This is a genomic window from Nitrospira sp. Vd2, from assembly GCF_979581665.1.
Genome location: NZ_CEFZSK010000004.1, coordinates 62660 through 79789 on the forward strand (window position 1 = coordinate 62660; position 17130 = coordinate 79789).

Sequence of the window (17130 nt, forward strand, 5' to 3'; positions counted from 1 at the left end):
AAGGGTGGGAAAGTAGGAGATCTTGTGAAAGTCGATCAGCGCATTCGCATTCGGTTGAAGGGTTTTGATTATCGAATCTTGGATCAGTCCGTCGCCGAGATCGTCGAAACGGTCAAGCGGAGCGGTGCAAAAATTGCCGGTCCAATTCCATTGCCCACACGAGTCGAGAAATTTACCGTGCAGCGCTCGACGCACGTGGACAAGAAATCCCGTGAGCAATTTGAAATTCGCACGCACAAGCGACTCCTCGACATCATGGAGCCCACCCCGGAAACGATGGATGCGCTGATGAAACTGAATCTCGCGGCCGGCGTCGACGTGGAGATTAAACTGTAAGGAGATGCTGAAAATGGCCTCCGGCTTCGTTCTCGGTTCGAAGCATCCTCAACGTACCCAGGGGAAAGAGCCGGTCTTGGCCGGATCAGGGCTGAGCGGGTGAGACTCCGGTACGCCGCTGGTGCTTTCTTCGCCTGCGGCCTCGCTGGGCGTCCATTTTGCGCATCTCCCTTTTGAAAGACTCAAAATGACAAACGGATTGCTTGGTAGAAAACTTGGTATGACTCAGCTCTTCGATGACGCGGGGCGTCTTACCCCGGTCACCGTAATCGAAGCTGGGCCATGCCGTGTCGCGACGATCCGAACCAAGGACAAGGATGGGTACGAAGCGGTGCAGTTGGCCTTCCAGGAGGTGACCGCTCGGAAGCTGTCAAAGGCTGAGTTGGGCCACCTTAAGGGGGCCAATGTTCCTGCCAGCCGGCACTTGAAGGAGTTCAAGAAGCTCGGGGACGTGCAGCTTGGCCAGGTGCTCAAGGCGGATGTCTTTCAGAAGGGCGAGTTCGTGGATGTCGAGGGTACTTCCAAAGGCAAAGGGTATCAGGGTGTGGTGAAGCGTCACCATTACCGTGGCGGCCCGGAAACGCACGGATCGATGTTCCACCGCGCCCCGGGTTCAATCGGCAGCAGCTCCTTTCCGTCGCGCGTGTGGAAGAACAAGACGCTCCCCGGCCACATGGGGAGTGAGCGAGTGACGGTGCAACGCTTGAAGGTCATGGATGCCCGACCGGATGAGAACTTGTTGTTCATTAGCGGTGCGGTTCCCGGGGCCGACGGCAGTGTTGTCGTCATCAGGAAGTCGAAAAAGGGTTAAGTCTTATGCCGACCGTGGACGTCGTCGATCTGCAGAAGCGAAAAGTGGGATCCGTCGAACTCCAAGATCACCTGTTCGGCGTCAAGCCGGTCCCCCATGTCGTGCATGCGGCGGTGGTCATGCAACAGGCGTGCGAGCGACAAGGCACCGCATCGACGTTGCGGCGCGGCGAGGTGAGCGGCTCGGGCAAGAAGCCGTGGAAGCAGAAGCATACGGGACGCGCGCGTGCGGGTTCCATCCGATCGCCGATTTGGCGGCATGGCGGCAGCGTCTTTGGCCCAAAACCCCGCGGGTATGGATACAGCATGCCCAAACAGCAATATCGGAGCGCGCTGCAGAGCGCGTTGTCAGCGCGGGCGGCTGAGGGTGCGCTCACGGTCGTGAAAGAGCTGGCCTTGGGCCAACCGAAGACGAAATTACTGGCGGCGGCGTTGGCTCAACTCGGACTCACGGCGAAGACGCTCATCGTCGCCGACGAGAGCGCCGACAATGTCGAGCGGGCGGCGAGAAATATGCCGAATGTGAAAGTCGTGACGCCGGAAAAGCTCAACGTCTATGACGTCCTCCGGTACGATGCCATGCTGACAGCCGAACGAACGCTTTCCCGCATTCAGGAGCTCTGGTCATGATCCAAGATCTACAAGATGTCCTCGTGCAACCCCTGTTGACCGAAAAGCTGACCGGCCTGCGTGAAAGCGGCAATAAGTACGGCTTCATCGTGCGTGGCGACGCGAATCGGATTCAGATCAAGCGCGCGGTTGAGTCCGCATTGAAGGTCCGTGTCGAGCGCGTCAATGTGATGAACATCATGGGGAAGACCAAACGCCTGGGCCGATTCGCCGGGAAGCGGCCGGATTGGAAGAAAGCCATCGTCACGCTGAAAGAAGGCGAAAAGCTCGAGATGTTCGAAGGGGTGTAAAAAGTGAGAGTGGGAAGGTAGAAAGCAATGGGACTCAAGCAGTATCGACCGACATCTCCAGGCCGCCGCGCGATGGTGGTGCTCACGCACGAATCGCTCACGGAAAAAGAGCCCGAGAAGAGCCTGACGAAGTTTCACCCGCGCTCCGGCGGACGAAACAACGACGGCCGGATGACGATACGCTTTCGCGGGAGCGGGCACAAGCGGCTCTACCGAATCATTGATTTCAAGCGCGACAAGGTCAACGTGCCTGCCCGAGTGACGGCGATCGAATATGATCCGAACCGCTCGGCCCGTATCGCCCTGTTGGCGTACGCCGACGGCGAGAAGCGGTACATCCTTGCCCCGGAAGGGTTGAAGGTCAACGATACCTTGCAGGCCGGGCCGACCGCCGAAGTGAAGCCGGGCAATGCCTTGCCGTTGGCGAACATGCCGCTCGGCACGACGATCCATAATATCGAGCTCAAGCCGGGGAAGGGCGGGCAGTTCATCCGAAGCGCGGGCGGCTTTGCCCAGGTGATGGGACGGGAAGAGGGTTACGTGCAGGTGCGTTTGAAGTCCGGGGAGATGCGCCGGATACTCGCCACATGCATGGCCACCGTCGGTCAGGTCGGAAACTTGGATCATGAAAACGTGTCGATCGGCAAAGCCGGGCGATCACGATGGCTGGGTCGACGGCCGCACGTCCGCGGCGTGGTGATGAATCCGGTGGATCATCCACATGGCGGGGGCGAAGGGAAGTCCGGTCAGGGGAATCCGCATCCGGTGTCGCCCTGGGGGCTGCCGACCAAGGGCTACAAGACGCGAAAGAACAAGGCCACGGACAAGTTCATCATCACTCGACGCAAGAAATAGTCAAGCGGAGAAGGTATGCCTCGTTCAGTCACCAAAGGCGCATTCGTCGATGAGCACCTGGCGAAGAAGATCGAGCAGATGAATCAGCAGAAGGATCGCAAGATCATCAAGACCTGGTCTCGGCGCTCCACGATCATCCCGGAGATGATCGGCAACACGATCGCCGTCCATAACGGCAAGAAGTTCATCCCGGTGTTCGTCACCGAAAACATGGTGGGTCACAAGCTCGGGGAATTCGCGCCGACGCGGTTTTTCAAAGGCCATGGAGCGGCCAAAACCGAGAAGGCGGTCGCGCTGAAGTGACGCGACGCCGTTAACGAGGAAGAGATGGCAGAGGCAAAGGCAATTCTCAGGTTTGTGCGGGTCGCCCCCCGGAAGGCGCGACCGATCATCGACATGATCCGCGGCCAGCGGGTGCCCGAGGCGCTGACGATGTTGAAGTACACGCCGCGCAATGCGGCGCGTGTCGTCGAAAAAGTCCTGCGCTCCGCAGTGGCGAATGCCGAGCAGAAAGAGTTGGGCGACAGCGAGTCGATGTGGGTGTCCAAGGCGTACGTCGATTGTGGGCCGACGTACAAACGCTTTCACGCACGAGCCATGGGGCGAGCTGCCAGCATTCACAAGCGGACCAGCCACATTACGGTCATCGTCGAAGCTGCCGAGGCGGCGGCCCGCAAATAACTTTTCATTCTTCAGACAGGAACGGTATGGGGCAGAAGACACATCCGGTTGGCTATCGGTTAGGGTATAACCGCCCATGGAGTTCACGGTGGTATGCCGGGAAGGAATTCGCGAAGCTGCTGCACGAGGACATCGCGATCCGCAAGATGGTGAAGGAACGGCTCTACCATGCCGGGGTGTCGAAGGTTGAAATCGAACGATCCGGCGATCAGACGCGCGTGATCATCCATACCGCCCGGCCGGGCATCATCATCGGTCGCAAAGGCGCGGAGGTCGATAAGCTGAAGGCCGCGTTGGAAAGGCAGTATGGGCGCCAGGTCTATATTACCGTCAAGGAGATCAAGAAGCCTGAATTGGATGCGCAATTGGTCAGCGAGAACATCGCCGTTCAACTCGAGAAGCGGGTGGCTTTTCGTCGGGCGATGAAGCGCAGCATCGCGGCGGCTTTGCGGCTCGGGGCTCAGGGTATCCGGATCAATGTGGCGGGTCGGCTCGGCGGCGCTGAAATCGCGCGGACCGAGTGGTACCGGGAGGGCCGTGTGCCGCTTCACACGCTGCGCGCCGACATCGATTTCGGATTTGCCGAAGCGCATACCACGATGGGACAAATTGGGGTCAAGACCTGGATCTATCGCGGTGAGACGATGCCCGCGCACGCGGAGAAGAGTGACGGGGGCTTCCAGCGAGGCTAACGCCGCCGGGTTTTTAACGAGGACTGATACGAGCAATGCTGGCACCCAAGAAGGTCAAATTTCGGAAGATGCAGAAAGGCCGGATGCGCGGCAAGGCGTATCGTGGCGGACAGATCACGCTTGGCGAGTTTGGTTTGAAGGCGACCGAACCGGGATGGGTCACGAGCCGCCAAATCGAGGCGGCCCGCATCGCGATTACCCGTCATGTCAAGCGCGGTGGCCAGGTGTGGACGCGCATTTTTCCCGATAAGCCGATCACGAAAAAGCCGGCTGAAACTCGTATGGGTAAGGGCAAGGGGAATCCGGAATACTGGGTGGCGGTCGTCAAGCCGGGGCGCATCCTGTATGAGATGGACGGCGTGACGAAGGAAGTGGCCCAAGAGGCGTTGCGGCTGGCCGCGCATAAGTTGCCCGTGGCGACGAAGTTTGTCGTTCGCGGCGCTCTCTGATTGGAAAAGGACACACTGCGATGGATGTGAAAGATCTGCGCGGGCTGACCGAAGTCGAGTTGAGCGAGAAAGAACGCCAGCTCAAGCAGGAAACGTTCAATCTTCGCTTTCAGCTCGCGACCGGGCGAATTGAAAACCCGATGAAGATCCGTCAGACCCGCCGGGATTTGGCACGGGTCAAGACCATCCTGCGAGAGAAACTGTCGGAGAATCGAGGGGCAGGGGCATGAGTCAAGGATCGGACAAGCGGCGGCATTGGTTCGGCAACGTCGTGAGCGACAAGATGGACAAGACGGTCGTCGTCGCGGTCGAGCGGTTTGTCCGCCACCCTGTCTATCACAAGGTGATGCGGCGTGTGACGAAGTTAAAGGCCCACGACGAGGACAACAAGTGCAAGATCGGGGATCGTGTGAAGCTGATCCAGACTCGACCGATCAGCAAGGAGAAGCACTGGCGCGTGGTTCAAGTCATGCAGCGCGGCCAGCCTGAAGCTTGAGGTGCGCAGCGCGCCGATTATCCGTGGCGCGGATGTTCGAGTGTAAGCAAGGAAGATCATGATCCAGAATTATAGTTATCTCGACGTCGCCGACAACTCAGGGGCCAAGCAAGTGATGTGCTTTCACGTGCTCGGCGGATCGAAGCGTCGGTATGGCTCGCTCGGCGACATCGTGGTCGTCGCGGTGAAAGAGGCGATCCCTCAAGCGACGGTCAAAAAAGGCGATGTGAGCAAGGCCGTCATCGTCCGCACGACGAAGAGCGTTCGACGTGAAGATGGCTCGTACATCAAGTTCGACCGTAACGCCTGCGTGCTCATCAACGCGCAGGGTGAGCCGATCGGAACGCGCATTTTCGGCCCGGTGGCTCGGGAGTTGCGGTGGAAGAAGTTCATGAAAATCATCTCGCTGGCCCCCGAAGTGCTCTAACTGAGGACACTGGAACGACGATGCACGCACAGGTCATGACGAAGTCGAAGATTAGGAAGGGCGACACCGTCATGGTGATCGCGGGGCGTGAGCGAGGAAAAACCGGCAAGGTGTTGCTGGTCGATCCACGCCACGGCAAGGTCACGGTCGAGAAGCTCAACGTGATCAAGCGCCACACCAAGCCCAATCAGAAGGTTCGCCAGGGCGGCATCATCGAGCGCGAAGCGCCCCTCGCGCTTTCCAATGTCATGTTTCTCTGCGGCAACTGCAATAAGCCCGTTCGGCTTGGTATCAAAGCGCTTGAGGATGGACGGCGGGTTCGAGTCTGCAAGCAGTGTGAAGAAGTGATTGAACGGACATAAGGACTGCGCAAGATGGCCAAATCCGATAAACCCGCAGGCGACAAACCGACCGAGAAGAAACAGTCGGCCAAGTCGAAGAAAGAGCCGGTTGCTGCAAAAAAGGAGTTGGAAGGTGACGGCGGACGGCGAGAGCGACAGCCGGACGAAAAGCTCACGCCCCGTCTGAAACTGACGTATCGTAATCAGATCGTGCCGGCGTTGATGAAAGAGTTCGGCTACAAGAATCCGATGCAGGTGCCCAAGGTCGATCGCGTCGTCCTGAATGTGGGAATGGGGGAAGCGATTCAGAACGTCAAGCTGCTGGAAAGTGCCGCCGCCGAGCTCGGGACGATCACGGGGCAGCGCCCGGTGGTGACCAAGGCGAAGAAGGCCATCGCCGGCTTCAAGTTGCGGCAAGGCATGCCGATCGGCGCGAAAGTCACGTTGCGCGGCGATCGCATGTTCGAATTCTTTGACCGTCTGGTGACGATCGCGCTTCCCCGGATCCGGGATTTTCGGGGCGTCTCGCCAAAGGCCTTCGATGGCCGGGGGAACTACACGCTCGGCTTGAAAGAGCAGTTGATATTCCCCGAGATCAAGTACGACACGGTCGCATCCATTCATGGCATGGACATCACGATTGTGACAACGGCGAAGACCAACGATGAAGGAAAGGCGTTGCTTCGCCATATGGGCATGCCGTTTCGGACGTAGGCACGCCTGTTCAGGAGACGGAGAATCCAGTGTCAAGAAAAGCGTTACGAAACAAGGCCGCGGCGAAGCCGAAGTTTTCGACCCGTCAGTACAACCGATGTCCCAATTGTGGTCGGGTGCGCGGGTTTTTGCGGCGGTTTCGCCTGTGCCGCATCTGTTTTCGGTTTCTGAGCCTGCGGGGCGAGATCCCCGGAGTGCGAAAGGCGAGCTGGTAGGCCCTGCCTGCGAGTCACCGTCTGTCGGGGGCACATTTTTTAGGTGATTGAGCATGATGACTGATCCTATTGCCGATATGTTGACGCGTATTCAAAACGGTCTTAGTCGCGGTCATGCGACCGTCACCGTACCCGCCTCCCGGCTCAAGGCGGAGATCCTCCGAGTGCTGAAGGCCGAAGGGTTCATCGGCGGCTACGATCGCGAGGAGGTCGAGTCGCACCCCGTGCTCAGAGTGCAACTTCGATACGTCGGCGAAGGACAGCCGGTGATCACGGCATTGCGACGGGTCAGCAAACCGGGGAAGCGGGTCTACGTCGGCCGGCGGAACTTGAATCAAGTACTGAGCGGCATGGGGCTGTCCATCGTCTCCACGTCCAAGGGCGTGATGACGGATCAAGAATCGAGACGCGCAGGACTCGGCGGTGAAGTGCTGTGCCAAGTCTGGTAGTGCTCGGCTGCAGGTTGACATGCAAGAAGAGAAGTAGAAGGAACAACAATGTCACGAGTGGGACGAAAGCCGATTCCAATTCCCAAGGGCGTTGAAGTCAGTACGAGCGGAACGACCGTCGCGGTCAAAGGCCCGATGGGGCGGCTTGAATGGGCGCTCGTTCCCAGCATCAGCGTCTCGGTCGTCGATGGCCACGTCCAAGTGAATCGCTCGGCTGAAGACCCCAAGGTCAAAGCCCTCCACGGCCTGACACGCGCCGAGATCAACAACATGATTACCGGCGTGACGAAGGGGTATGAGAAAACCCTCGAGATCACCGGTGTCGGCTACAAGGCGCAGTTGCAAGGGAAGAGCGTGAGCCTGAACGTGGGCTATACCCATCCCGTCGTCTATGAGTTGCCGGCCGGTGTCGAAGCCAAAGTCGACAAGCAGACCGTCATCACGATCAAGGGCGTGGACAAGCGCAAAGTGGGACAGACGGCCGCTGACCTCCGCGCCATCAAGCGTCCCGACGTCTACAAGCAGAAGGGAATTCGGTATGCCGGCGAAGTGTTGCGGAAGAAGGAAGGCAAGACCGGGAAATAGGCGACTATGGTAAGAAACGACAAGGCCGAAAAGCTCGAGCGACGAAAACGCCGCGTCCGCCGCCACATTTATGGTGCGCCCTCACGACCGCGGCTCGCCGTATTTCGAAGCAAGAAGCACATCTACGCGCAGATCGTCGATGACACATCGGGGAAAACGCTGGCGTCGGCGTCGACGCTCGACAAAGCGGTGCGGCAATCGGTGACCGCCAAGAAGCCGATCGAAGCCGCAAAGACGGTCGGCCAGATCCTCGCCGACCGGGCCAAGGCCGCGCAGATCGAAGCCGTTGTTTTTGACCGAGGTGGTCGCCTCTTTCATGGACGCATCAAGGCGCTGGCGGAAGGCTCGCGCGAGCGCGGCCTGAAATTCTGACAAAGGCCGAGGTCGAGGTTCAGGTTAAGATTTTCGATTCGAGCCTCAACCTCCGCCTTAACCTCAACCTGGCTGTGGAGTTTACGTGAGAGTTAATCCTGAAGAGCTGAGTCTCAAAGACAAGGTCGTCTACATCAACCGTGTGGCCAAGGTCGTGAAGGGCGGCAAGCGCTTCAACTTTTGTGCGCTCGTCGTCGTGGGGGATGGCCAGGGCTGGGTTGGGATCGGGAAGGGTAAGGCTGCGGAGGTGCCCGCCGCAATTTCCAAAGCCGTCGAGCAGGCCAAGAAGCATCTGGTCCGGATTCCGCTGAAGGAGCAAACGATCCCCCACCAAGTCCATGGACTGTTCGGCGGAGAGCACGTGTTGCTCAAGCCCGCCGCGCCGGGAACCGGCATCATTGCCGGCGGGGCGGTGCGCGCCGTGGTGGAGCTTGCCGGGGCGCAGAACATTATTGCCAAGACATTGGGCCGCGGAAACCCGTTCAACACCGTGCGCGCGACCATCGATGGTCTCTGCCAGTTGCGGGATCCCATCGAGGTGACACGGGTGCGGCGGAGCGGGTTGGAGCAGGCGGGGTAAGCGATGGCACAAGGGAAGGCGAATCAGAAGGCATTGTCGATTTCGCTCAAACGGAGCCCGATCGGGACGCCGCAAAAACATCGCCTCGTCTTGCGCGGTCTCGGATTGAGAAAGATGCATGACAGCGTTGTGCGACCTGATACGCCTCAAGTCAGGGGCATGATTCACAAGGTCGGTTATTTGCTGGAAGTGAAAGCATCATGAGATTGCATGAACTGTCCCCGGCCCCCGGGGCGAATCGCAAACGCAAACGGATCGGTCGTGGACCTGGGTCGGGACACGGCAAGACCGCCACAAAAGGTCATAAGGGCTTGCTCGCGCGATCCGGAGGCGGAAAACGCCCGGGATTCGAAGGCGGTCAAATGCCCCTCGCGCGCCGCATTCCGAAGCATGGGTTTGCGAACCCATTCCGGGTTGTCTATAGCGTCGTGAACGTGAAGTCGCTTGCCAAGCTGGACGTCAATGAGATTACCCCTCAAGTGCTGGTGGAGGCCGGGGTGATCAAACGGAAAACTCTCCCGATCAAGATTCTTGGCAGTGGAGAGATCAGTAAGCCGATGATCGTCCAGGCCCACAAGTTTAGTAAATCAGCAGAGGAGAAAATCAGGGCGGCCGGGGGGCGCACCGAGGTTATCGCCGGTGTTTGAACGCCTCGTCACGAGTTTTCAAAACATCTTCAAGATTCCCGAGCTGCGTATCCGGATTCTGTTCACGCTGCTCATGCTGGCGGTGTACAGAATCGGGGCGCATGTCCCGACCCCCGGCATCAACAACGACGAGCTCGCGAAATTTCTGCAGAAGGAAGGAGGCGCCCTCCTCGGATTTCTCGATATCTTCTCCGGGGGTGCGCTTTCGCGGCTGACGATCTTCGCGCTCGGCATCATGCCGTACATCAGCGCGTCGATTATTTTGCAGCTCCTGACGGTCGTGATTCCGCATCTGTCGAAACTCGCGAAGGAGGGTGAGCGCGGCCGCAAGAAAATCATCCAATACACCCGGTACGGGACGATAGGGATTGCGCTGATCCAAGGCTTCGGGATCGCGGTCGGACTGGAGGGTATGAATCAAGGCGCGTTCGTGCTGCATCCCGGTTGGGGATTTCGGCTGATGACGGTGATCACCCTGACCGCCGGCACCGCCTTCCTGATGTGGTTGGGGGAGCAGATTACGGAGCGCGGCATCGGGAACGGGATTTCCCTGATCATCTTTGCCGGCATTGTCGCGCGTCTGCCGAATGCGGTGGTCCAAACCTACGACCTGTATCAAGTGGGGCAGCTGAGTTTCCTCCTGCTGCTGTCGCTGACGGCCGTGATGCTCGGCGTGGTGGCCGCCATCGTCTTTTTGGAGAGCGGGCGCCGAAAGATTCCCGTGCAGTATGCGAAGCGTGTCATCGGGAGACGGGTCTATGGTGGGCAGAGCACGCATATTCCGTTGAAGATCAACACGGCGGGCGTGATCCCGCCGATCTTTGCGTCCTCGATCATCGCGTTTCCGGCCACGATCGCCGGATTCATTCAGGTCCCGTGGGTGCAATCGATTGGGGCGCAATTGGCTCCCGGTTCGTTACTGTACACGATCCTGTACGTCGGCCTGATCATTTTCTTTTGCTTCTTCTACACCGCCGTTGTGTTGAACCCCGTCGACATGGCGGATAACATGAAGAAGTACGGTGGCTTTATCCCGGGAATCCGACCAGGCCAGCGGACCTCCGACTATATCTATAAGGTGTTGACGCGCATCACCTTGGTCGGCGCGATCTATCTGGCCATCGTGTGCGTGATCCCCGAGATCCTTATTTATAAACTGAACGTGCCGTTTTACTTCGGCGGTACGTCATTGCTGATTGTCATCGGGGTGGGACTCGATACCGCACAGCAAATCGAGAGCCACATGCTGATGCGGAACTATGAAGGCTTTTTGGCGAAAGGCCGGCTCAAGGGCCGAAGCGGGTGAGACGTGCGGATTGTCTTCTTGGGACCTCCCGGTGTCGGTAAGGGCACGCAGGCGGATCACCTCGTGTCCGTCTACGGGTATCCCAAGATTTCGACCGGCGATATTTTGCGCGACGCGGTCAGGAATAAGACCCCGTTGGGACTCGAAGCCAAAGCCTGCATCGATCAGGGCAAACTGGTGCCCGATGCCGTCGTGATAGGGTTGGTGAAAGAAAAATTGAACCACCCCGAAACGGCGAAGGGCTTTCTGCTCGATGGATTTCCACGGACGGTCGCACAGGCTCAGGAATTGGACAAGGTGCTGCGGGAGAAAGGAACCCCGCTCGATCGCGTCATCAACGTGTCGGTTCCCCGCAACGAAATCGTGAGACGCCTGACCGGCCGACGGAGCTGTCCTGTGTGCCAAGCGGTGTATCATGTCGAGTTCGCTCCGCCGAAGAAGGACATGGCGTGCGATCGCTGTGGCAATGGCCTCATCCAACGGACCGACGATCGGAGGGAAACCGTCGAGGCGAGGCTCACCGTCTACGAGCAGCAAACGGCTCCCCTCGTCGCGTATTACCGTGAGCGCGGCCTGCTCTCCGAATTGGACGGTGTCGGGGGGATCGAGCAGGTTCAGCAACGGTTGCAAGCGCTCTTTGCGGCACATGACATGTCATGATCATTTTGAAGACCCCTGAAGAAATCGAAATCATGGCGAAGGCGTCACGCCTTGTGGCCGAAACCCTCGCCATGCTCAAGCGAGAGGTTGCGCCCGGCGTCTCGACGGAACGTCTCGATCGGTTGGCCGAGGAATACATTCGAAGCCGCGGCGGAACGCCGGCGTTCAAAGGCTATCGGAGTTATCCGAAAACGCTGTGCGTGTCGGTGAACGATCAAGTCGTCCACGGCATCCCGTCCAAGCGGGTGTTGAAAGAGGGCGATATCGTCGGCCTCGATCTCGGTGCCATCGTGGACGGATTTTACGGCGATTCCGCCATCACCGTGCCCGTCGGTACGATCAGCCCGCGCGTCGCGGAATTGTTGCGCGTGACCGAGGAAGCGCTGTATGCAGGAATTGCGAAGGCCGTCGTCGGCAATCGCTTGTCGGATATCTCGCATGCCGTACAGGCGCGTGCCGAGGCCGCCGGCTTTTCGGTCGTGACCGATTTTGTCGGCCATGGCATCGGGCGCCAGTTGCACGAGGAGCCGCAAGTTCCGAACTATGGGAAGCCGGGGCAGGGCCCGCGATTGCAGGAGGGCATGGTGCTCGCGATCGAGCCGATGATCAATATGGGGCGGAGCGACGTGCGTGTGCTCGAGGATCGATGGACTGCGGTAACGGTGGACGGAAGTCTCTCGGCGCACTTCGAGCATACGATCGCCATTCAGGCGTCCGGGCCTCCTCGAATTCTGACCCAAGTGCCGGAGTTGATCGCGACGACATGCTCCTAACAGGATTCTAACCACCACAAGTATTGATGGCCAAAGAAGACGTCATCGAAGTCCAGGGAACGGTCGCCGAGACGCTGCCGAACGCGATGTTTCGGGTGCAACTCGACAATGGACACAAAATCCTCGCGCATATTTCTGGGAAGATGCGGATGCACTTCATTCGGATTCTGCCGGGAGACAAGGTCACGGTCGAACTGTCTCCGTACGATTTGACGCGGGGACGGATCACGTATCGGTTCAAGTAGCACCACATATCAAAATGTCCGTCAGGAAGGACACATGAAAGTTAAGTCGTCAGTCAAGCCCATTTGTTCGAAGTGCAAGGTCATCAGGCGTCGCGGCGTCGTCCGCGTATTGTGTGACAATCCACGGCACAAACAACGCCAAGGGTAGAAGGGCGCGATAGCGGGGGCGAGTTTTGTGCTCGCGCACCGCGCACGATGACAATGCGCTCGGCCGCTGGGAGTGAGTAAAGAGAAAATTTTTGGAGGACCCAAATCATGGCGCGTATCGCCGGGGTGGATTTGCCGAGAGAAAAGCGAGTGGATGTCGGCCTGACCTACATCTACGGCATTGGTCGTCGAACCTCGCAGCGCATCCTTGAGAAGGCGGGTGTCGATCTGTCGGTCCGCGTCAAGGATCTGAGCGAGGATCAGATCGTCAAGCTGCGCGAGATCATCGACCGAGACCATGAGGTGGAAGGGGATCTGCGCAAAGAAGTCACGATGAACATCAAGCGATTGGTGGACATCGGGACCTACCGCGGCCTCCGGCATCGGAAGGGTTTGCCGGTTCGCGGGCAACGAACGAAGACGAACGCACGGACGCGCAAAGGCAAACGGTCCGCCATGGGCAAGGCCAGAAAACCGGTCGGCGCATAGAACGGAGCTAGGGACAGATCATGAGTGTGAAGAAGGGAAAGAAGAAGGAACGCAAGCTGGTGCAAAGCGGGGTCGCCCATATTCAGGCGTCCTTCAACAACACGATCGTGACGATCACCGACATGAGCGGCAATGCCGTAGTGTGGGCGAGTGCAGGGAATCAAGGGTTCAAGGGATCCCGCAAGAGTACCCCGTTCGCCGCACAGCGAGCCGGAGAGGCTGCGGCACGCAAGGCGATGGAGTACGGGATGCGGCAGGTGGACGTCTACGTCAATGGCCCGGGGTCGGGCCGTGAATCGGCCATCCGGTCGCTTCAGAGCGCGGGGCTCCGCATCAACTTGATTCGGGACGTCACCCCGATTCCGCACAACGGCTGTCGTCCCCCGAAGAGAAGAAGAGTATGACGTTCATTGTTAAACGTTAATCGGAAAGACGCGCCTGACGTTTAACGAAGAACGTCTGACGATTAACGAGGAGGAATTCCGTGGCGAAGTATCGAGGTCCTGTCTGTCGGTTGTGTCGGCGCGAGGGCGTGAAGCTCTTCCTCAAAGGCTCTCGCTGCATGACGGAAAAGTGTGCCGTGGAGCGTCGCAGTTACCCGCCCGGTCAGCATGGACAGGGGCGTCAGCGGCTGTCGGACTATAGCGCGCAGCTCCGCGAAAAGCAGAAGTTGAAGAGGATTTACGGGTTGCAAGAACGACAGTTCCGCGGCATCTTCGGACGCGCAGAGCGGAAGCCGGGGGTGACCGGCGAGCACTTGCTGAAGCTGCTGGAATGCCGGCTCGACAACGTCGTCTATCGCCTCGGCTTCGCGGCGTCGAGAAAAGAAGCGCGTCAGCTCATCAACCATGGACACATTCTTCTGAACGGCCGGAAGGTCGATGTGCCGGCGACGGTGATCAAAGCAAACGACGTCATCGAGGTGCGTGAGCGAAGCCGGTCTCTGCTGCCGATTCAGGCGGCACTCGACGCGGTGGATGGGCGCGGCATGCCGAACTGGTTGGAGCTGGACCGGGCCGCCTTTAAAGGAACGATCCGTGCGCTTCCGACCAAAGATGACATTGCTTTGCCGGTCAATGAGCAGATGGTGGTGGAGCTCTATTCACGATAGCTGGCCCGTCCTGAACACGGGCGGCCCGAGCTGCATCTGACTGAGGCGAAGGGGGAACCATGATCAAGGCGATGAAAGACTTCCAGATCCCGATGAGGGTCGAAGTCGATAAAGACACATTATCCTCGGTGTACGGGAAATTCACGGCTGAGGCGTTCGAACGAGGATTTGGGACGACCATCGGCAATTCCCTTCGCCGCGTCTTGTTGTCGTCCCTGACCGGCGCAGCGGTCACGACCGTTCGGATTGAAGGGGTCTTGCATGAATTCTCCACGATCCCCGGTATCACGGAGGATGTCACCGGCATCATTCTGAACGTCAAGAGCCTGCGATTTAAATTGCATACCGATAAGGCAAAGACGATCCGGCTGCGAAAGAAGGGTCCCGGCGAAGCCAAGGCGTCGGATATCATCCATGATGCCGATATCTCGATTCTGAACCCGGACCTCCACATCGCGACGCTCGATAAGGAAGCGACGCTGGACATGGAAATGGTCGTGAAACCGGGGCGCGGGTACGTTCCGGCGGAGCGGAACAAGGAAGAAGGTTTGCCGATCGGCGTCTTGGCGGTTGACTCCATTTTCTCGCCGGTTAAGCGGGTCAACTTTCACGTCGAGAACGCCCGCGTCGGACGCATGACCGATTATGACAAACTGACGATGGAGATCTGGACGGACGGCAGTTTGACGCCGCCCGACGCGTTGTCCGAGGCGGCCAGCATCCTGCGCGAGCACCTGGACATATTCATCCACCCAGAGAGTATGGGCGAGATCAAGCCCGATCAGCGCAAAGAGGACGAGCAAAGCGCGATCAACAAGAATCTGTTTCGCAGCGTGAACGAGCTCGAGCTGTCGGTTCGCGCGGCGAACTGCCTGAAGAATGCCAACATCAAGACGATCGCCGATCTCGTCCAGAAGTCCGAGATGGAGATGCTGAAGACCAAGAACTTCGGGAAAAAGTCGTTGAACGAAATCAAAGAAATATTGGCCGAGATGGGGTTGAGCCTCGGGACCAAGCTCGACACGATCCAAGCCGGGCAGGGCGGAGCCAAATCCGAATCGTGATGAGGGTGTCGTGCGTCATCGAGAAAAAGGCCGTCAGTTAGGTCGAAACACCAAACATCGCCGGGCCCTCTTTCGTAACTTAGTGACATCGCTGCTCGAACATGAGCGGATTGAAACGACGGAAGCCAAGGCGAAAGAGGTCCGCGGTTTTACTGAGCGGATGATCACGCTGGGAAAGGAAGGGCACCTCGCAGCTCGTCGTCGGGCGCTGGGGTTTCTCCGAAGCAAGACGGTTGTCGCGAAATTATTCAGCGAGGTGGCGGGGCGGTTTCGGGACCGTCAAGGTGGCTACACGCGCATCATTAAGACCCGCCGCCGTATCGGCGACGCTGCGGAGATGGTCGCCATTGAACTCGTCGTCAAAGGCGAAACGGGAAAAACGAGGTCTGGCGCCACTGCTCCTGAAAAATCGGCGACGAAATCTGAGGCGTCGCCCGCCGCCCAGTAGTTCGCTCTCTTACACGTCTCCTCATTTCGATTCCCCGACTCTTCCGAGCGTCGTTCAGCTTGTCAAAGTTGGACGGCGCTCGGTTTACAGCCTTTTCGGCCTATGCTAGTATCATGCCTGACGTGCGTGGTCAGGTAACCGTTTGATTGAGCAGGTTGATGTGGCGCTCATGGACTCGTGGTGCGCTTCTTGTTCTCACTGCCGTGTTAACTGCTTCGCTCCTGTATCTCCTCGTCACCCGCACCGAATCCGTCCCGCGGTCGGAGAAGTCAGCGACCCTCGCGCATGAAGACGCTGGGATCCAGGAATTTACATTCATGCATAGTAAAGGGGGGGCGGTGCAGTGGCACGTCCAAGCGCAGCGCGCCCATATGGTCGAAGCCGAACACCGAGCCGTCCTTGAGGACGTGGAAGTCACGCTCTATGGCGCAAAGGGTTGGGAATTGAAGCTCAAAGGTGACGAGGGCACGATCGATACGGGCACCAAGAATTTTACCCTGGTTCGCCGCGACGGTACGATTCCCGTCGAGTTGCAAAACGGGTACACGATCTATACCAATCATCTGATGTGGCAAGAGGAGCGGGGCGAAGTCAGCACCAACGACCCGGTCACGATCGTCGGGCAGGGCATCCAAGTCAAAGGCCGGGGGTTGATCGGCAAATTGGAATCCGAGGAATTCAAAATTCTCGATGATGTCTACGTCGAGCTTACTCAAGGTCGCTAACTGGTCTCTCGCGGTGTTGCTGACGGCAGCGCCCGTGCTCGCCGATACACCGGTCTCAAAGAGCGCGGATGAGAGGACGACCATTACCTCACAGCGTATGACTGTGCGCAACCAGGAAAACAAGGCGATCTTTGAAGGAGCCGTCGTCTTGACCAAGGGCGAGCTGATCGTGAAGTCGGACGTGATGGTGGTGTTCTTTAAACCGACCGATCAAGCGGCGCCATCGTCGAAGAGCACCGAGACTCAGAAAAAGCCGGGTGAGCCGCAGGCTAAGGGGGCGGACCTTCCCGTGATGTCGAATCGCGCCGTGAGCCTCATTGAGGCGACGGGCAAAGTCAGGATTATCAAGGCTGACGGCCAGGCAACGTGTCAAAAAGCAGTGTATGATGGAGCGGAAGAAAAAATCGTTCTGACCGGCGATCCGATCGCCTGGCAGAACGGAACCAAGGTCACCGGGCAAAAGATCACGATGTATCTGGCCGAGGATCGAAGCGTAGTGGAGGGCGGCTCCCGCGTGTTGATCGATAAAGAAGGAGCAGCGCGGTGACCCAGACCTGCGAGGTCTCTCCGTCCAAAGAGACGTCGGTCGCCGC

Annotated in this window: 33 protein-coding genes; all 33 read left to right on the forward strand. The window is 58.6% G+C overall.

The genetic code is table 11. The annotated features are described in order from the left end of the window. Positions 1–24 precede the first annotated feature (24 nt). The gene (gene rpsJ / locus AC1U7K_RS02345; RefSeq protein WP_480249187.1) at positions 25–336 is read left to right on the forward strand and encodes a 30S ribosomal protein S10; all 312 of its coding nucleotides are present in this window, start codon (positions 25–27) and stop codon (positions 334–336) included. Positions 337–523: 187 nt separating this feature from the next. After that, the gene (gene rplC, locus AC1U7K_RS02350; RefSeq protein WP_480249188.1) at positions 524–1147 is read left to right on the forward strand and encodes a 50S ribosomal protein L3; all 624 of its coding nucleotides are present in this window, start codon (positions 524–526) and stop codon (positions 1145–1147) included. Positions 1148–1152: 5 nt separating this feature from the next. After that, positions 1153–1776: a 50S ribosomal protein L4 gene (gene rplD, locus AC1U7K_RS02355; RefSeq protein WP_480249189.1), complete on the forward strand. Its 624-nt coding sequence runs from the start codon at positions 1153–1155 to the stop codon at positions 1774–1776. Further along, positions 1773–2066 carry a 50S ribosomal protein L23 gene (locus AC1U7K_RS02360; RefSeq protein ID WP_480249190.1) on the forward strand — a complete coding sequence of 98 codons (294 nt, stop codon included), beginning with the start codon at positions 1773–1775 and terminating at the stop codon, positions 2064–2066. The genes rplD and AC1U7K_RS02360 overlap by 4 nt, the downstream gene beginning before the upstream one ends. A gap of 27 nt (positions 2067–2093) precedes the next feature. Beyond that, complete coding sequence (gene rplB, locus AC1U7K_RS02365; protein WP_480249191.1) at positions 2094–2921, forward strand: 50S ribosomal protein L2; 828 nt, start codon at positions 2094–2096, stop codon at positions 2919–2921. Positions 2922–2936: 15 nt separating this feature from the next. Continuing rightward, complete coding sequence (gene rpsS, locus AC1U7K_RS02370) at positions 2937–3224, forward strand: 30S ribosomal protein S19 (protein WP_480249192.1); 288 nt, start codon at positions 2937–2939, stop codon at positions 3222–3224. Between the two features lie 24 nt (positions 3225–3248). Then, positions 3249–3602 (forward strand): 50S ribosomal protein L22, encoded by a 354-nt coding sequence (gene rplV / locus AC1U7K_RS02375; protein ID WP_480249193.1) that lies wholly within the window; start codon positions 3249–3251, stop codon positions 3600–3602. A gap of 26 nt (positions 3603–3628) precedes the next feature. Next, positions 3629–4294 (forward strand): 30S ribosomal protein S3, encoded by a 666-nt coding sequence (rpsC, locus tag AC1U7K_RS02380; protein WP_480249194.1) that lies wholly within the window; start codon positions 3629–3631, stop codon positions 4292–4294. 35 nt (positions 4295–4329) lie between these two features. Continuing rightward, complete coding sequence (gene rplP / locus AC1U7K_RS02385; protein WP_480249195.1) at positions 4330–4743, forward strand: 50S ribosomal protein L16; 414 nt, start codon at positions 4330–4332, stop codon at positions 4741–4743. Positions 4744–4763: 20 nt separating this feature from the next. After that, complete coding sequence (gene rpmC / locus AC1U7K_RS02390; RefSeq protein WP_480249196.1) at positions 4764–4973, forward strand: 50S ribosomal protein L29; 210 nt, start codon at positions 4764–4766, stop codon at positions 4971–4973. Beyond that, on the forward strand, positions 4970–5239 hold the full coding sequence (gene rpsQ / locus AC1U7K_RS02395) for a 30S ribosomal protein S17 (protein ID WP_480249197.1): 270 nt from the start codon (positions 4970–4972) through the stop codon (positions 5237–5239). Before rpmC ends, rpsQ begins: the two co-directional genes overlap by 4 nt. 58 nt (positions 5240–5297) lie before the next feature. Continuing rightward, positions 5298–5666, forward strand: coding sequence for a 50S ribosomal protein L14 (gene rplN, locus AC1U7K_RS02400; RefSeq protein WP_480249198.1), 369 nt, complete (start codon positions 5298–5300; stop codon positions 5664–5666). A gap of 20 nt (positions 5667–5686) precedes the next feature. Next, complete coding sequence (gene rplX / locus AC1U7K_RS02405) at positions 5687–6028, forward strand: 50S ribosomal protein L24 (RefSeq protein WP_480249199.1); 342 nt, start codon at positions 5687–5689, stop codon at positions 6026–6028. A gap of 12 nt (positions 6029–6040) precedes the next feature. Then, positions 6041–6721, forward strand: a complete 681-nt coding sequence (gene rplE / locus AC1U7K_RS02410) for a 50S ribosomal protein L5 (RefSeq protein ID WP_480249200.1) — start codon at positions 6041–6043, stop codon at positions 6719–6721. Positions 6722–6750: 29 nt separating this feature from the next. Further along, positions 6751–6936 (forward strand): type Z 30S ribosomal protein S14, encoded by a 186-nt coding sequence (locus AC1U7K_RS02415; RefSeq protein ID WP_480249201.1) that lies wholly within the window; start codon positions 6751–6753, stop codon positions 6934–6936. A gap of 53 nt (positions 6937–6989) precedes the next feature. Continuing rightward, positions 6990–7385, forward strand: a complete 396-nt coding sequence (rpsH, locus tag AC1U7K_RS02420) for a 30S ribosomal protein S8 (protein WP_480249202.1) — start codon at positions 6990–6992, stop codon at positions 7383–7385. A gap of 48 nt (positions 7386–7433) precedes the next feature. Next, entirely contained in the window at positions 7434–7970 is a 537-nt protein-coding gene (gene rplF, locus AC1U7K_RS02425) for a 50S ribosomal protein L6 (protein WP_480249203.1), read from the forward strand. A 6-nt stretch (positions 7971–7976) separates the two neighbouring features. Beyond that, complete coding sequence (rplR, locus tag AC1U7K_RS02430; protein ID WP_480249204.1) at positions 7977–8342, forward strand: 50S ribosomal protein L18; 366 nt, start codon at positions 7977–7979, stop codon at positions 8340–8342. Positions 8343–8427: 85 nt separating this feature from the next. Next, positions 8428–8922: a 30S ribosomal protein S5 gene (rpsE, locus tag AC1U7K_RS02435; protein ID WP_480249205.1), complete on the forward strand. Its 495-nt coding sequence runs from the start codon at positions 8428–8430 to the stop codon at positions 8920–8922. 3 nt (positions 8923–8925) lie between these two features. Then, on the forward strand, positions 8926–9126 hold the full coding sequence (gene rpmD, locus AC1U7K_RS02440; RefSeq protein ID WP_480249206.1) for a 50S ribosomal protein L30: 201 nt from the start codon (positions 8926–8928) through the stop codon (positions 9124–9126). Further along, positions 9123–9569, forward strand: coding sequence for a 50S ribosomal protein L15 (gene rplO / locus AC1U7K_RS02445; protein ID WP_480249207.1), 447 nt, complete (start codon positions 9123–9125; stop codon positions 9567–9569). Before rpmD ends, rplO begins: the two co-directional genes overlap by 4 nt. Continuing rightward, positions 9562–10875: a preprotein translocase subunit SecY gene (gene secY / locus AC1U7K_RS02450; RefSeq protein ID WP_480249208.1), complete on the forward strand. Its 1314-nt coding sequence runs from the start codon at positions 9562–9564 to the stop codon at positions 10873–10875. The genes rplO and secY overlap by 8 nt, the downstream gene beginning before the upstream one ends. A 3-nt stretch (positions 10876–10878) precedes the next feature. Further along, a complete protein-coding gene (locus AC1U7K_RS02455) occupies positions 10879–11535 on the forward strand; it encodes an adenylate kinase (protein WP_480249209.1) in 657 nt (218 codons plus the stop codon). Then, complete coding sequence (map, locus tag AC1U7K_RS02460) at positions 11532–12308, forward strand: type I methionyl aminopeptidase (RefSeq protein WP_480249210.1); 777 nt, start codon at positions 11532–11534, stop codon at positions 12306–12308. Before AC1U7K_RS02455 ends, map begins: the two co-directional genes overlap by 4 nt. A gap of 26 nt (positions 12309–12334) precedes the next feature. Continuing rightward, a complete protein-coding gene (infA, locus tag AC1U7K_RS02465) occupies positions 12335–12553 on the forward strand; it encodes a translation initiation factor IF-1 (protein WP_447979910.1) in 219 nt (72 codons plus the stop codon). A gap of 34 nt (positions 12554–12587) precedes the next feature. After that, positions 12588–12701, forward strand: a complete 114-nt coding sequence (gene rpmJ / locus AC1U7K_RS02470; protein WP_480249211.1) for a 50S ribosomal protein L36 — start codon at positions 12588–12590, stop codon at positions 12699–12701. A 107-nt stretch (positions 12702–12808) separates the two neighbouring features. Next, positions 12809–13189, forward strand: a complete 381-nt coding sequence (gene rpsM / locus AC1U7K_RS02475) for a 30S ribosomal protein S13 (protein ID WP_480249212.1) — start codon at positions 12809–12811, stop codon at positions 13187–13189. Between the two features lie 20 nt (positions 13190–13209). Further along, positions 13210–13593 (forward strand): 30S ribosomal protein S11, encoded by a 384-nt coding sequence (gene rpsK, locus AC1U7K_RS02480; protein ID WP_480249213.1) that lies wholly within the window; start codon positions 13210–13212, stop codon positions 13591–13593. 80 nt (positions 13594–13673) lie between these two features. Beyond that, entirely contained in the window at positions 13674–14300 is a 627-nt protein-coding gene (gene rpsD, locus AC1U7K_RS02485) for a 30S ribosomal protein S4 (protein ID WP_480249214.1), read from the forward strand. Between the two features lie 59 nt (positions 14301–14359). Next, entirely contained in the window at positions 14360–15364 is a 1005-nt protein-coding gene (locus AC1U7K_RS02490) for a DNA-directed RNA polymerase subunit alpha (protein WP_480249215.1), read from the forward strand. Between the two features lie 10 nt (positions 15365–15374). After that, a complete protein-coding gene (rplQ, locus tag AC1U7K_RS02495; protein ID WP_480249216.1) occupies positions 15375–15812 on the forward strand; it encodes a 50S ribosomal protein L17 in 438 nt (145 codons plus the stop codon). A 158-nt stretch (positions 15813–15970) separates the two neighbouring features. Beyond that, positions 15971–16537 (forward strand): LPS export ABC transporter periplasmic protein LptC, encoded by a 567-nt coding sequence (lptC, locus tag AC1U7K_RS02500; RefSeq protein ID WP_480249217.1) that lies wholly within the window; start codon positions 15971–15973, stop codon positions 16535–16537. Then, positions 16506–17084 (forward strand): LptA/OstA family protein, encoded by a 579-nt coding sequence (locus AC1U7K_RS02505; RefSeq protein WP_480249243.1) that lies wholly within the window; start codon positions 16506–16508, stop codon positions 17082–17084. The genes lptC and AC1U7K_RS02505 overlap by 32 nt, the downstream gene beginning before the upstream one ends. The last annotated feature ends 46 nt before the right edge of the window (positions 17085–17130 follow it).

Bases quoted from the DNA above. Each gene is read 5' to 3' on its own strand.
- rplC (WP_480249188.1), top strand. From the start codon at position 524: ATGACAAACGGATTGCTTGGTAGAAAACTTGGTATGACTCAGCTCTTC.
- rplD (WP_480249189.1), top strand. From the start codon at position 1,153: ATGCCGACCGTGGACGTCGTCGATCTGCAGAAGCGAAAAGTGGGATCC.
- AC1U7K_RS02360 (WP_480249190.1), top strand. From the start codon at position 1,773: ATGATCCAAGATCTACAAGATGTCCTCGTGCAACCCCTGTTGACCGAA.
- rplB (WP_480249191.1), top strand. From the start codon at position 2,094: ATGGGACTCAAGCAGTATCGACCGACATCTCCAGGCCGCCGCGCGATG.
- rpsS (WP_480249192.1), top strand. From the start codon at position 2,937: ATGCCTCGTTCAGTCACCAAAGGCGCATTCGTCGATGAGCACCTGGCG.
- rplV (WP_480249193.1), top strand. From the start codon at position 3,249: ATGGCAGAGGCAAAGGCAATTCTCAGGTTTGTGCGGGTCGCCCCCCGG.
- rpsC (WP_480249194.1), top strand. From the start codon at position 3,629: ATGGGGCAGAAGACACATCCGGTTGGCTATCGGTTAGGGTATAACCGC.
- rplP (WP_480249195.1), top strand. From the start codon at position 4,330: ATGCTGGCACCCAAGAAGGTCAAATTTCGGAAGATGCAGAAAGGCCGG.
- rpmC (WP_480249196.1), top strand. From the start codon at position 4,764: ATGGATGTGAAAGATCTGCGCGGGCTGACCGAAGTCGAGTTGAGCGAG.
- rpsQ (WP_480249197.1), top strand. From the start codon at position 4,970: ATGAGTCAAGGATCGGACAAGCGGCGGCATTGGTTCGGCAACGTCGTG.
- rplN (WP_480249198.1), top strand. From the start codon at position 5,298: ATGATCCAGAATTATAGTTATCTCGACGTCGCCGACAACTCAGGGGCC.
- rplX (WP_480249199.1), top strand. From the start codon at position 5,687: ATGCACGCACAGGTCATGACGAAGTCGAAGATTAGGAAGGGCGACACC.
- rplE (WP_480249200.1), top strand. From the start codon at position 6,041: ATGGCCAAATCCGATAAACCCGCAGGCGACAAACCGACCGAGAAGAAA.
- rpsH (WP_480249202.1), top strand. From the start codon at position 6,990: ATGATGACTGATCCTATTGCCGATATGTTGACGCGTATTCAAAACGGT.
- rplF (WP_480249203.1), top strand. From the start codon at position 7,434: ATGTCACGAGTGGGACGAAAGCCGATTCCAATTCCCAAGGGCGTTGAA.
- rplR (WP_480249204.1), top strand. From the start codon at position 7,977: ATGGTAAGAAACGACAAGGCCGAAAAGCTCGAGCGACGAAAACGCCGC.
- rpmD (WP_480249206.1), top strand. From the start codon at position 8,926: ATGGCACAAGGGAAGGCGAATCAGAAGGCATTGTCGATTTCGCTCAAA.
- rplO (WP_480249207.1), top strand. From the start codon at position 9,123: ATGAGATTGCATGAACTGTCCCCGGCCCCCGGGGCGAATCGCAAACGC.
- map (WP_480249210.1), top strand. From the start codon at position 11,532: ATGATCATTTTGAAGACCCCTGAAGAAATCGAAATCATGGCGAAGGCG.
- infA (WP_447979910.1), top strand. From the start codon at position 12,335: ATGGCCAAAGAAGACGTCATCGAAGTCCAGGGAACGGTCGCCGAGACG.
- rpmJ (WP_480249211.1), top strand. From the start codon at position 12,588: ATGAAAGTTAAGTCGTCAGTCAAGCCCATTTGTTCGAAGTGCAAGGTC.
- rpsM (WP_480249212.1), top strand. From the start codon at position 12,809: ATGGCGCGTATCGCCGGGGTGGATTTGCCGAGAGAAAAGCGAGTGGAT.
- rpsK (WP_480249213.1), top strand. From the start codon at position 13,210: ATGAGTGTGAAGAAGGGAAAGAAGAAGGAACGCAAGCTGGTGCAAAGC.
- AC1U7K_RS02490 (WP_480249215.1), top strand. From the start codon at position 14,360: ATGATCAAGGCGATGAAAGACTTCCAGATCCCGATGAGGGTCGAAGTC.
- lptC (WP_480249217.1), top strand. From the start codon at position 15,971: ATGTGGCGCTCATGGACTCGTGGTGCGCTTCTTGTTCTCACTGCCGTG.
- AC1U7K_RS02505 (WP_480249243.1), top strand. From the start codon at position 16,506: ATGTCTACGTCGAGCTTACTCAAGGTCGCTAACTGGTCTCTCGCGGTG.